Below are 13,311 nucleotides of genomic sequence, written 5' to 3'. Positions count from 1 at the left end.
GTGTCCTCAAGCAGTTTGTGACGGGGTAACAGTGCGCACGAATTCACTGGCGGTAACCTTCGGTTTCTCCAGCAATGCCTGGCCGACGATGTTGTTCCACCAGGTCTCCGAACCTTCGCTGACCCGCCATTGGTGCAGGCGCCGAGTGAACAGTTGCAGATCCAGCTCTTCGGTCACGCCGATAGCGCCGAACAATGCATGGGCAATGGCGGTCACCTGTGGAACGGCCATGCTGGTGCGGGCCTTGGCGATGGCCGCGGGAATCAAATCGGGCACCGGACGGTCACCTGCAAAGGCCAGTTCGGCAGCAATTCGGGAAGCGGCCACCTGCTCCGCCATGACGCTGAGCTGATGCTGGACCGCCTGGAATTTGCCGATGGCCTTGCCGAACTGGATCCGGTCATTGCAGTACTCAAGCGTCATGCCGAGCACCTTCTCCATCGCGCCGGCAATGGACGCTGCATGGATGGCAGCGTTAAACAGGCGAGCCTCTTGTCCCTTGCTTCCAAGAGACACGCCGCCGGCGTCCTGGGGCCAATACAGCGTGGCGCACTGGCTGCCATGCACACCGTCGGGCTCGCGCCGTGCCTGACTGCAGTCAAGCAACAACAACTCGCCCTGCAGGTTCACCAAGGCAAAATCGGCAAGGGTGCCGTAGGCCAGGCGCGGTACGCACAAGCCATCATCGGCCTGCCGGAAAGCCGCGCCCGCCAGGGTCAACATGCCGCTCGGCGGTGCATGCGGGCAGTCACGCATCAGTGCCCGTGCGGCAATGCTTTGGGCTACCGGAAGCGGCAGTGCATGACGGCCGAAAGCGAGGAAAATCGGGAACAACGACTCCAGTGTCAGCCCCGCGCCATCCGCCACTTCCGGGGTCAACAACTCTAGAAACCCGCCGTTCTCCAATGCGCTCCATAGCGCCGTGGCGCGGTCGCCGTTTTCAACCGCGCGAACCAGCGCCGGGGTGCACAAGTCAGTCAGTATTTTCTCAATGGCTTCAGTGAACATGACGATGTTTCCTATTCGATATCAGCGCAGGCCAAGGCCACGGGCAATCATGCCGCGCAGGATTTCCCGGGTGCCGCCGCGCAACGAAAAAGTCGGCGCGACCTGGTTCAGGTAGGCGACGGTGCGGTACAGCTCATCGTCAATCGGAGCATCCGGATTCGCGCTGATGGCTGCGGCAATAGCGGCCGGAATCGATTGTTCGAATTCGGTACCGATGTCCTTGACCAACGCCGCTTCCACCACCGGACTCTGCCCTTGGGCGAGCAATGACGTCAGCGCCACCGATAAATTGCGCAGGCTGGTCAGTTGCGTAAGGAAACCGCCGAGCAACGCTGTCTCGGCGACGCTGGCACCGTTGCGGCGCAGGGTCTCTGCCCACAGGTCGAGCAGCACCACGCTGGAATAGAAGCGCTCCGGCCCGCTGCGCTCGAACGCCAGTTCGGCATTGACCTGTTTCCAGCCACTGCCCTCCTCGCCCACCAGCGCGTCCTCACCCAGCAGCACATCGTCGAACGCCACTTCGGAAAAATGCGCATCCCCGGCGAGGTCAACAATGGGCCGTACGCTGATGCCCGGTTGCTTGAGATCGATGATGAATTGCGACAGCCCGTTATGGCGGTCTTCCGGCGAACCGCTGGTGCGCACCAAAGCGATCATGTAATCGGCATGGTGGGCATTGGTGGTCCAGATCTTGCGACCGCTCAGGCGCCACCCGCCTTCGCAACGGCTGGCCCGACTGCGCACACTGGCCAGGTCGGAGCCTGAGTTGGGTTCGCTCATGCCGATGCAGAAAAACGCTTGTCCGGCACAGATGCGCGGCAGGTAAAAATCTTTCTGTGCGTTGCTGCCGAACTTCAGGATCAACGGCCCGCTCTGGCGGTCAGCGATCCAGTGCGCCGCCACCGGGGCACCGGCCGACAGCAACTCTTCGACCAACACAAAGCGGCTGAAGGCATCGAGCCCGGCGCCACCGTAGGATTCGGGCAAGGTCAGACCGACCCAGCCACGCTGTGCCAGTTTGCGACTGAAGGCGGCGTCGAAACCGGTCCAGCTGCGTGCCCGCACATCGCCCGCAACCATTGGCAGGTGCTCGGCCAGAAAGCTTTTGACTTCGGCCCGAAAGACCTGCGCGTGGTCGGGCAACGCGGTCAAGCGGAAGGCGTCGAGCAGGCTGCTCACTGGGCACCCCCGTTGACTTTGCCGTACAGCGTCACCACGCACGCCCCACCCAGACCGAGGTTATGCGCCATGGCCAGGCGTGCGCCCTCGACCTGTCGCTGATCGGCGTTGCCGCGCAATTGCTGGGTCAACTCGTAGCACTGCGCCAGACCGGTGGCGCCCAGTGGGTGGCCCTTGGAAAGCAGGCCACCGGATGGGTTGACGACAATTTGTCCGCCGTAGGTGTTGTCGCCGTCCATGACGAATTTTTCCGCGCCGCCTTCGGGGCAAAACCCCAGCGACTCGTAGCAGATCACTTCGTTCTGGGCGAAGCAGTCGTGCAGCTCGCAGACATCGATGTCTTGTGGTCCGACGCCCGCCTTTTCGTACACCTGGCCGACGGCGGCATGGGTCATGTGCGTGCCGACCCAATCGAGCATTGACGGTTTTTCGAAGTTGAAGGATTGCGGCGTGTCCGTGGTCATCGCCTGGGCGACGATTTCCACGTCACGACGCAAGCCATGCTTTTTCGCGAAACGTTCGGAGACCAGAATCGCCGCCGCGCCACCGCAGGTCGGCGGACATGCCATCAGACGGGTCATGACGCCTGGCAGGATTACCGGGTCGTTCATCACGTCTTCGACACTCAGCACCTTGCGAAACAAAGCGAGCGGGTTGTTGGCGGCATGACGGCTGGCCTTGGCGCGTACCGCGGCGAAGGTTTCCATCTTGCAGCCGTATTTGTCCATGTACTCGCGCCCGGCACCGCCAAAGGTACGGATGGCCTGCGGCATGCCCTCCATATCGGCGGTCAGGCCACGCAGAATCGGCAGGAAACGCTCGCGGGTCGGCGGGCGGTCGTCCCAATGGGATTTCAAAGCGCCGGCTTGCATTTGTTCGAAGCCGACCGCCAGCACGCAATCGGCAGAACCGGATTCAATGGCCTTGCGCGCCAGGAACAGCGCAGTGGAGCCGGTCGAGCAATTGTTGTTGACGTTGACCACCGGAATCCCGGTCATGCCGATTTCGTACAGCACGGTCTGACCGCAGGTGGAGTCGCCATAGACGTAACCGGCGTAAGCCTCCTGGATCAGGCTGTAATCGATCGCCGCATCGGCCAGGGCGAGACGTATCGCTTCGGCCCCCATCTGCACGTAGGTCGGGCTGTCGCTGGGCTTGCGGAACGGGATCATGCCGACGCCGGCAACCAGTACTTTTTCGCTCATGGTGTCACCTGGAAGAATGAGGGGGAAAGGATCACAACTGGCGCGCGATGAGTTCGCGCAGCACTTCGCTGGTGCCACCGAAAACCCGGGTCACGCGCATGTCGACGAAGGCGCGGGCGATCGGGTACTCCATCATGTAGCCGTAACCTCCATGCAACTGGACCATGTCGTCGATGCACTTCCACAGGGTTTCAGTGGCCAGGAGCTTGGCGATGGCCGACTCCTGGACCGTGAGGCGACGACGCATGTGTTCGCCGATGTAGTGATCGATGGTCAGGCGCACGGCCGTGGCCTGGGCCTTGATGTCGGCGAGCTTGAATTTGGTGTTCTGGAAGTCCCAGACGGTCTGGTTGAACGCCTTGCGATCCTTCACGTACTCGACGGTCTGTTCCAGCAGGCGTTCGAGTTTGGCGGCGCTGTACAACGCGATCACCAGGCGCTCCTGCGGCAGCTCTTCCATCAGGTGCATGAAGCCTTTGTTTTCTTCACCGAGCAGGTTGCCCACCGGCACGCGCACGTTGTCGAAGAACAGCTCGGCGGTGTCGGCGGCATGCTGGCCGACCTTTTCCAGCTTGCGCCCACGACGGAAACCTTCGCGGTCGCACTCGACCATGATCAGGCTGCAGCCCTTGGCGCCGGCACTCGGATCGGTCTTGCAGACGACCACCACCATGTCGCAGGTCAGGCCGTTGCTGATGAAGGTCTTGCTGCCATTGATTACCCATTCGTCGCCGTCACGCACGGCGGTGGTGCGGATCGCCTTGAGGTCCGAACCGGTGCCCGGTTCAGTCATCGCCACGGCCAGAACGGTTTCGCCGGTGCAGATTTTCGGCAGCCATTTGTGTTTCTGCTCTTCGGTGCCCAGACGCACGATATAGGGCGCGACGATGTCCGAATGCACACCCAGGCTCCAGCCCGAAACCCCGGCGCGGTACAGCTCTTCGATCAACACCGCAGAGTGACCGAAGTCACCGCCGCCACCGCCGTATTCGGTCGGCACGGTGAGGCACAGCAGATTGTGGCGGCCAGCCTTGAGCCAGGTTTCCCGGTCAACCTGCCCGGCCTCGTCCCACTGAGCCTGTTTGGGCAGGCATTCACGTTCGAAAAAACGCCGCGCAGTTTCACGCAGCATTTCGTGGTCTTCACGGTAGACGGTACGGTTGATATGCATCGGGCTCTCCAGTGGGTTGCCAGGCAAGGCTTGCGCCTGGTTCGTGAGTCCACTGTATTGACGCGGGCGGGTGGTGCAGCCACCCGGATCGGGTAGCGATTGCGCGATGACTGGAGAAGCGAAATTCACGCAACAACGCAATACCCTGTGGGAGCCAGCTCGCTCCCACAGGGGTTCAGGGTGTGGTTATTTGCGCAGTTCTCGCTTGAGCACTTTGCCCGCAGCCGACAGCGGCAGTTCGGCGCGGAATTCGACGGTTTTCGGGCATTTGTAGGGCGCGATGAACTCGCGGCAGTATCGGCGCAATTGTTCTTCGTCGACCTGCGCATCAGGCTTGCGCACCACGACCGCGTGCACCGCCTCACCCCATTGTTCATGGGGAATGCCGATCACCGCGCACAGCGCCACGGCCGGGTGCCGGGCCAGGACGTTTTCGACTTCCGCCGAGTAAACATTTTCGCCGCCGCTGACGATCATGTCCTTGAGGCGGTCGACTATGAACAGGTAGCCCTGTTCGTCCATGTATGCGGCGTCACCGGTGTACAACCATCCGTCACGCAATGCCTTGGCGGTTTCTTCGGGTCTGTTCCAATAGCCCTGCATGATGTTCGGCCCACGCACGATGATCTCGCCGACCGTGCCACGCGCAACCTCCCGGCCTTGCGGATCGACGATCTTCACATAGACCCCCAACCCGCCACGCCCGACCGAGCGCGACAAACCACGCTTGCGCGCGTCCGGCGTGTGGTTCCAGGGCAGATTGCTCGACACCACCGGGCACGCTTCAGTCAGCCCGTAGGAATGGGAAAGTTCGATATCCGGAAGCCTGGCCAACACGTGCTCGACCATTTCACCGGCGCTGGGAGACGCGCCGTAGGTCAGTCGCCTCAAGCTGCTGAGGTCACGCCGAGCAAAGTCTGGATGGGCCAGCAGCGCGAGAATCATGGTCGGCACCAGTAGCGTTTCGGTGATCTGTTCACGCTCGATCACCTGCAGCACTTCACCCGCGTCGAAACTCGCCACCAGCACATGGCTTTCACCGGCCAGCAACTGAATCAGCGCCCGCGCCATGCCGGCGACATGGAACAGCGGCGCCACATGCAACAGTCGACCGTCACGGATTGGCGGCATGTCAACCATGCGCGGCATGCATGCCGACCACAGGTTCAGGTGCGATTGCATGACGCCCTTGGGAAACCCGGTGGTACCGCCGGTGTACATGATGCAGGCAAGGTCTTCACCCCCGCGTCCGGCATCTTCGACCGGTGCCGCCTGTGCCAGCAGTTGCTCGAAACCGAGCATGCCCACCGGCACCTGGCCCTCCCCGGCGTAGATGAAGCGCGGCGCGTGGCGGGCGCTCTTGCGGATGTTCTCGGCCAACGCGGCGAAGTGCTCATCGACGATCAGAATCCCGGTCGCACAATCGTCCAGCGAAAAGACGATCTCCGGCACACTCCAGCGCGTGTTGATCGGGTTGAGCACGCCACCGCCCCACCAGACGCCCATGATGTACTCCAGATAACGGTCGCTGTTGAGTGCCAGCATGCCAACCCGGTCACCCGCTTGCATTCCCAGCTGTTGCAAGGCGCCCGCCAGGCGAGCCACGCGCTCACCAAACTGGCGGTAGGTCTGACGCCGATCACCGAATACCGTCGCAAGCTGATGCGGATTTTGCTGCAGGGTGCGTTGCAGGCATTGGGTCATGTACATGGTGTCTGGCCTTTCCAGGTGGTGAAGACGCCATTGGCACGCAGGACCAGACGCTCGCCGACCTTCAACAGGCAGCAGGCGCTTAAAAACGTGCCGCTGCTCTTGAGCACTTGCACATGCGCCTCGAGCCAGTCGCCTTCGCGCACCGGGCCGAGGTAATCGACATTCAGATTGACCGTCACCGCCACCGACTGCGACACCGAATGGCGCCGCAAAATCACGCCGAACGCGCTGTCAGCGACGGTGGCGAGGAAGCCGCCGTGGGCGATGCGCACGTAATTGAGGTGCTGCGGTTCCAGGCGCACCGCCAGGATCGGCAGCACTTCATGCAAATAAAATTCGCCACAGCTGCGCAGGAACCCCGAGCGTTGTTCCAGCGCGGTGAAGCCCTCGGGGATCGTCGCCATCAGCTCACCCCTCGATCCTTGCCAGCCCAAAACGGCTCACGCAGATCGCGCTTGAGCACTTTGCCGGCACCGGACAGCGGCAACGCGGCGCGGAACTCAACCGATTTCGGCGTCTTGTAGCCGGCGATCTGCCGTCGGCAATGTTCGATAATCTCTGTGCCAGGCACTTCGTGATCGGGCTTGAGCACGATCACTGCGTGCACCGCTTCGCCCCATTGCGCGCAAGGAATGCCGATCACTGCACAGGCGGCGACGGCCGGATGACTGGAAATCGCGCTCTCGACTTCACCGGAGTAAACGTTCTCGCCACCGCTGACGATCATGTCCTTGAAGCGGTCGACGATGTAGATGTAACCGTCGTCGTCCATGTAGGCGCCGTCGCCGGTGTGCATCCAGCCGCCACGCAAAGCCTTGGCGGTTTCCTCGGGTTTGTTCCAGTAACCGAGCATGATGTTCGGGCCACGCACCAACACTTCGCCCACCGTACCGCGCGGCACTTCGTTGTCATGCTCGTCGACGATGCGCACGGTCACGCCCAGCCCGGGGCGCCCCGCCGAACGCAGTCGGCCATTGGCGATACCTTCGGGGCCGTGATTTTCCGGACCGTTCGCTGAAATCGGCGGTGCGGCTTCGGTCATGCCGTAACCCTGGGTGAACTCGACATTCGGCAAGGCCTTGAGGGCCAGTTCCAGCAACGGCACGGCTATCGGCGACGCACCGTAGGTCAGGCTGCGCAGGCAACTGAGGTCATGGCGAGAGAATTGCGGGTGCATGATCAAGGCCTGGATCATGGTCGGCACGATCAGAATGTCAGTGATGCGCTCGCGCTCGATGGTTTGCATCACGTTCAGCGGGTCGAAGGCGGGGACGAAAATGCTCGGCAACCCCAGCAACGAGATCAGGATCACCCGCGACAGCGCTGCAAGGTGGAACATCGGCGCGATGTGCAGGGTCAGTGCATCGGCCGGCACCGGAACATCGGCGGCACGCGCGACGGCGGCGGTCCACAGGTTCATGTGTGACTGCATCACGCCCTTTGGCAGGCCGGTGGTGCCGCCGGTGTACATGATGCTCGCCAGGTCGTCGCCGCCACGAAAGGCATCGTCCACCGGCTCGGCATCGGCAATCAGCTGCTCGTAGGACAACATGCCGTCAGGCGTTGAGCCTTCGCCGATATGGATCAGCAGTGGCCGCACTCTGGCGCTGCCGGCAATGCTTTGGGCCATCGCCAGGAATGTGTCGTCGATCATCAGGATCCGCGTGTCGCAGTCGTCCAGCGAATAGACGATTTCCGCCACGCTCCAGCGAATGTTGACCGGGTTGACCACGCCACCGCCCCACCAGGTGGCCAGGTAATACTCGAGAAAGCGGTCTGAGTTCAGACCGAGCAGGCCCACACGGTCGCCGGTGTGCATGCCCAGTTGCTGCAAGGCCCCAGCCAGGCGAGCGACGCGCTCGGCCAACTGTGCGTAGGTGTGGCGCCGGTCACGAAAGACCGTGGCGAGGGCATGAGGGCGTTGCTGCAAGACACGGTGCAGTCCTTGGGTCAGATACATGGTCGTTTCCTGTGAATTATTGTTGTCAGGCCGGGACGAATGCGAGGGTGAAGAACGCCGTCAGGCGCCGGTGTATTTGGGGGCGCGCTGTTCGTTGCTGGCCGCACGCCCTTCGGCGTGGTCCTTGCTATCGCGCAATAGCCCCCAATGAAGATGAGCCAGGGTGACGAAGTCGCGGGGGGATAAATGCGCGGTCTGCAGCGCCAGACGCTTGATCGACTGCACCGCCAGCGGACCGTTGGCAGCGATTGATTCGGCCAGGGTCAAGGCCGCCGACAGCAGTTGCTCCCGGGGCAGCAGGTCGACGATCAGGCCGATGCGCAAGGCTTCCTGCGCGCTGATCGGCTCGCCGGTCAGGGCCATTTTCATCGCGTGGGCGGCGGGTACCGCCCGCAGCAGGTACTGCACACCACCCGCGGCCGGAATGCTCGCATCGCGCACTTCGGGCAAACCGAAGGTGGCGCCGTGAGCAGCAAGACGCAGATCACATTGCAATGCCAGTTCAAGACCGCCCCCCAGGCAAGCACCATTGACCGCCGCAATCAGTGGCTTCCAGACCTCAAGATCAGTGAGATCGAACAAACGTGTGTAACCACCCTCTTCGGCTTCGGTCTCGCGGCTCTTCATGGCGCTGGCGATGTGACCGACTGTCGACAGCGACGATTCCTTCTGGCTCGCACCGCAGCAAAACGCGCGATCTCCGGCACCGGTGAGCACGATGACCCGCACCTGCTCATCATCCTGGCAAGCCACCAGTGTCTTGCGCAGGTGCATCAGCTCGCTGACGGTCAGTGCGTTGTTCGACGGTTGCGCATCGAGCGTGATCAGCGCCACGTGATCGATGATCTTGAACTGAATGGCCATGGACTAACCTCTTCGTTGTTTTTATGGGTGGGAGGTCAGGCCTTGAAGCCCAGGCCAAGCGCATGCAGACGCTCGATGGCGAGGTTGTCGAAACCCCAGTCACGCAGCGCATCGTGCCCGTGTTCGCCGCGTTGCGGCGCCGTTCGTGGCGGGGCCGAGGGCGTGCCGAGAAAACGCGGGGCCGGCACTGGCTGGACCACGCCGTCAACCTCAATGAAGCTGCCACGGGCCACGCTGTGCGGGTGTTCGGCGGCTTCGGCCAGGCCCAGCACCGGCACCACGCAGGCGTCGCTGCGGGCAAACGCTTCGGCCCAATCTGCCCGGGTACGGCTGAGGAAAGCTGCGGTAAACGCCTCACGCAAGCGCGGCCAACCGGCGCGATCGTGCTGCCCCGGCAGATCGGCGTTTGCCAGCCCGAGAATCTCCAGCATGTCGGCGTAGAAGCGCGCCTCGATCGGCCCGATCGACATGTGCTGGCCGTCGAGGGTTTGGTAGGTGTCGTACCAGGGCGCACCGCCATCGAGCAGGTTGCTGCCACGCTGCTCGGTCCAGTGACCGCCGGCCAACAGGCCCCAGATCACCGAGCCCAACTGCGCCGCGCCTTCGGTCATGGCGGCATCGACCACCTGTCCCGCCCCGCCACGCTGCACGTTAACCAGCGCCGCCAGCACGCCCATGGCCAGCAGCATGCCGCCACCGCCGTAATCGCCGACCAGGTTCAAGGGCGGCACTGGTCGACCACCGGCCGGACCAATGGTGGACAGCACGCCCGACAACGCGATGTAGTTCAGGTCGTGGCCGGCGCGGTCGGCCATCGGCCCGGTCTGGCCCCAACCGGTCATGCGTGCGTAAACCAACTGCGGGTTACGCGCCAACACCACCTCCGGGCCCAGGCCCAGGCGCTCCATGGTGCCGGGACGGAAACCTTCGATCAGCACGTCGGCGCGCTCGATCAGCTCCAGCGCGGCGGCGACACTTTCCGGGCGTTTCAGATCCAGAGTGACCGAGCGGCGGTTGCGGCCGGTGATGTCAGCGCGCTTGCCTTCAAATTTCGGCCCCAGGTCGCTGGCCTTGACCGGACGGTCGATACGCACCACGTCGGCGCCCATGTCCGCCAGTAGCATGGTGCCGAAAGGCGCCGGGCCGATGGCCTCAAATTCAACTACTCGAATGCCGCTCAGTACGCCCATTGCCGCCGCTCCTTGTTCTGACGGAGCGCCAGTCAGCACCCCTATTTTGTGCCATCCAGTAAATCAATCCGTTATCCGGGGACCACCACCCGCATCGGGTGGCGAATGCCAAACACAGGGTCATGACTGCCCGGTGGTGCGTTACACTCCTGTGGATTCAATGCAATCCCATAACAAAAAAAGATTCGGACAGCCCCATGGACAAACCCCGCAAGTCCAATGCCCTGGACACGCCCGCCCGCCTGGTCTTGAATCCGACTCAGTCGCCGATCGTCAGCACCAAACTGATTCCGCCGCGCAGTGCCGGACGCCTGATTTCCCGCGAGCGCCTGCAAGATCAGATGCTCAAGGCCCGCCGCCAGCGCTGCATCGTGCTCAAGGGGCCGGCAGGCTGCGGCAAGACCTCGACGTTGATTGCCTGGCGTCAGGCGCTGCTGCCGCTGGGCTTCGATGTGGCCTGGTTGACCCTGTCGGCCGACGACAACGAATTGACCCGTTTCCTCGACTATTTGCTGGCCAGCCTCGGACAGGTTGACCCTGTGCTTGTTCACGAGGCCACCCAGCTGGAAGGTCGCGGGATCGACAGCGAAGCGGTGGAACGTACGGTCATCACCGTGGTGCGCAGCATTGCCAGCCGTTCGCGGGAATTGGTGCTGGTGCTCGATGACCTGCACCATTTGACCGATGTCGGCATTCACCAGGCCTTGCAATGGCTGATCGACTACGCCCCGGCCAATCTGCATCTGGCCCTGGTATCGCGCAGTGCCGTGCCTTTGTCGCTGGCGCGGTTGCGCAGCCAGGAACTGGTGCTGGACCTGAACCTGCGGGATTTGCGCTTCACGGCCACCGAATCGGAACAGTTTCTCAAGGCACAACTGGGCGATATCAGCGCCCAGGAGGCCAAGCGCATGCATGAGCTGACCGACGGTTGGGTGGCCGGGCTGCAACTGCTCGCGGTCAGTCGCAAGAAAAACCGCTCGCTCGTCACGTCCATCGACCAGACACAAATGCGCGACGACCAGGCGTTCGCGAAGTTCTTTGAAGTCGAGGTGTTGTCCCACCTGTCGCCGACCGATCTCGACTTGATGTTGCTGATGGCGGTCTGCAACCGCTTTTGCGCCTCATTGTGCGCCGCCCTCAGCGGCAACCCGGAAGCGGTGCGCGAGGCCAACGCCTTGCTGGCGCGACTGGAACGGGACAACCTGTTCCTGATTCCGGTAGACAGTGCCGCGCCGGAAACCTGGTATCGCCTGCACCCGCTGCTGCGCGAAACCCTGCTCAAGTATTTCGATTCGCGCAGCCCGGCCGAACAACAGGCGGTGCACGCCCGCGCATGGGCCTGGTTTCGTGATCACCAGCATCTGGATGAGGCGGTGCACCATGCGGTGATGGCCGGCGCCCCGGATGCCGCCGCCGACCTGGTGCAGCAACATGCTGAAGCGCTGTATGCCCATGGCGACCTGCGGATGTTGATCGAACTGGTTCGCCTGCTGCCTGTCGAGCAAGTGCAGGCGCGGGTGAAACTGCGCATTCTCAAGGCGCGGATGCAACTCTATGCCAGGGATTTCGTGGCCTGCGCCAATAGCCTTGATCAGTTGTTCCTCGACGTACCCGAAGCTGACGTCCACGATCGATTCATGATCGCGATCCTGCGGGCCTCACTGGCGCTGCAACGGGATGACACCGATGCGGCGATGACCGTCCTGCCGCAATTGCTCGATCCGCCACCAGGCAGCAACAGTGTCGCCCTTGGCTCATGCGCCAACATCCTTTCCTGGCTCTACATGCACCGGGGTGAATACGAGAAGGCGCGTCAGGTGCAACTCGAGCGCCCCCTGCTGCTGATCAATGGCGAACCGCTGCTGGGCACCACCGCCGGCAGCCTTCAGGGCCGCTGCATGATTGGCTTGAGCCATGCCCTCGAAGGCCAGATGAAGCAGGCCGAGCGGGTGTATCGGGATGTGATGCATGAGGCCGCACACTGTGGCAAGGCCGGCGCCGATGCGACTTACCTCTCCGCCGCGTTGCTGGGTGAGGTGCTGTACGAAACCAATGACGTCGATGCTGCCTTCAAGCTCTTGTCGGGATGGGTCGATATTCTCGAGCGGATTTCCATTCCGGATTCGGTGTTGCGTGTGTTGCAGGTGCTGTGGAACGTGCAATGGCTGGCGGGCAATCATCAGGAAGCCCTGGCCTATGTCGAACGGCTCGATGAGTACGCCATCAAACTCGGTCTGGAACGCCTGCAAGCCTACTGCCTGACCTGGCAGGTGCGATGGCTGATGATTCTCGGAGAGCACTCGCAGGCCCGGACCAAACTGGCGCGCCTTGAAGCCATCGATGCGCGCCACCCGGATGCCGGGCACAGTGCACTCAAGGAAATCCACATCCTGGCCGAGAATGCGCGGGCGCGCTGGCAAATTCAGCAGGGCGACCTGGACGGTGCGTTGAAACGCATCGAGCAACTGATCGAAACCTGTGAACGGCACCGCCGTCAGTTGGGCACCGTTCGCCTGTTGGTGTTGAGCGCAGTGATCGAGTCTCAGCGCGGCAATACCGATGCCGCCCGTGATCACGTCATGGAAGCACTGCGCCGCGGTCAACGCTTCGGCCTGTTGCGCAGCTTGCTCGACGCCCACCCCGATGCGTTGATGCTGATCTCGGACATCGCCAGCAAAGAAACCCTGGACCCACTGCTTGCCTTTTACGTCGAGCGCCTGCAGGCGGCGCAGGTCACTGCGCCCGCCGTGCCAGGCGACAAACCCTCCCCGCCCCCGACAAACAAGCCTCTCACCAGCGGCATGGAGCCCCTGAGCGAACGGGAAATCGAAGTGGTGCGCTTGCTCGCCCAGGCCCTGCCCAACAAAAAAATCGCCCGTGCTCTGGGGCTGTCTCCGGAAACCGTGAAATGGCACCTGAGCCATATCTACAGCAAACTCGGGGTCAACAGCCGCGACGAAGCGGTGGCGCGGGTGCGGGATCTCGAATCCCAGGAAAATGCCGCAAGCCGACACTGAATCC

General features: G+C 62.7%; 9 protein-coding genes and 1 pseudogene. 1 reads left to right on the top strand and 9 read right to left on the bottom strand.

What is annotated here, in order from left to right; all coding sequences use genetic code 11:
- Positions 1 to 6 precede the first annotated feature (6 nt).
- The 9 genes and pseudogenes from D8V06_RS07805 to D8V06_RS07765 form a co-directional block, all read right to left on the bottom strand.
- On the bottom strand, positions 7 to 1,008 hold the full coding sequence (locus D8V06_RS07805; RefSeq protein WP_056856563.1) for an acyl-CoA dehydrogenase family protein: 1,002 nt from the start codon (positions 1,006 to 1,008) through the stop codon (positions 7 to 9).
- Positions 1,009 to 1,029: 21 nt separating this feature from the next.
- Entirely contained in the window at positions 1,030 to 2,187 is a 1,158-nt protein-coding gene (locus tag D8V06_RS07800; protein ID WP_130930744.1) for an acyl-CoA dehydrogenase family protein, read from the bottom strand.
- Positions 2,184 to 3,392 carry a lipid-transfer protein gene (locus tag D8V06_RS07795; protein ID WP_130930743.1) on the bottom strand — a complete coding sequence of 403 codons (1,209 nt, stop codon included), beginning with the start codon at positions 3,390 to 3,392 and terminating at the stop codon, positions 2,184 to 2,186. Before D8V06_RS07795 ends, D8V06_RS07800 begins: the two co-directional genes overlap by 4 nt.
- A gap of 31 nt (positions 3,393 to 3,423) precedes the next feature.
- Positions 3,424 to 4,563: an acyl-CoA dehydrogenase family protein gene (locus D8V06_RS07790; protein WP_130905740.1), complete on the bottom strand. Its 1,140-nt coding sequence runs from the start codon at positions 4,561 to 4,563 to the stop codon at positions 3,424 to 3,426.
- A gap of 186 nt (positions 4,564 to 4,749) precedes the next feature.
- Entirely contained in the window at positions 4,750 to 6,273 is a 1,524-nt protein-coding gene (locus tag D8V06_RS07785) for a long-chain-fatty-acid--CoA ligase (RefSeq protein ID WP_056856567.1), read from the bottom strand.
- On the bottom strand, positions 6,264 to 6,680 hold the full coding sequence (locus D8V06_RS07780) for a PaaI family thioesterase (protein WP_056856568.1): 417 nt from the start codon (positions 6,678 to 6,680) through the stop codon (positions 6,264 to 6,266). The genes D8V06_RS07785 and D8V06_RS07780 overlap by 10 nt, the downstream gene beginning before the upstream one ends.
- A pseudogene (locus tag D8V06_RS07775) lies at positions 6,680 to 8,239 on the bottom strand (long-chain fatty acid--CoA ligase); the annotation flags it as partial. The pseudogene D8V06_RS07775 and the gene D8V06_RS07780, both read right to left, overlap by 1 nt.
- A 57-nt stretch (positions 8,240 to 8,296) precedes the next feature.
- Complete coding sequence (locus D8V06_RS07770) at positions 8,297 to 9,100, bottom strand: enoyl-CoA hydratase-related protein (RefSeq protein ID WP_056856570.1); 804 nt, start codon at positions 9,098 to 9,100, stop codon at positions 8,297 to 8,299.
- Between the two features lie 35 nt (positions 9,101 to 9,135).
- Positions 9,136 to 10,290, bottom strand: a complete 1,155-nt coding sequence (locus D8V06_RS07765) for a CaiB/BaiF CoA-transferase family protein (RefSeq protein WP_130905743.1) — start codon at positions 10,288 to 10,290, stop codon at positions 9,136 to 9,138.
- A 197-nt stretch (positions 10,291 to 10,487) separates the two neighbouring features.
- Between D8V06_RS07765 and D8V06_RS07760 the strand changes: the two genes are divergently transcribed.
- Positions 10,488 to 13,307 (top strand): LuxR C-terminal-related transcriptional regulator, encoded by a 2,820-nt coding sequence (locus D8V06_RS07760; protein ID WP_130930741.1) that lies wholly within the window; start codon positions 10,488 to 10,490, stop codon positions 13,305 to 13,307.
- The last annotated feature ends 4 nt before the right edge of the window (positions 13,308 to 13,311 follow it).

This window comes from Pseudomonas sp. Sample_24, assembly GCF_004307605.1.
In the GTDB taxonomy this organism is placed as follows: domain Bacteria; phylum Pseudomonadota; class Gammaproteobacteria; order Pseudomonadales; family Pseudomonadaceae; genus Aquipseudomonas.
The sequence above is the reverse complement of the archived record's forward strand: the minus strand, read 5'-3'. Positions and strand labels throughout refer to the sequence as shown.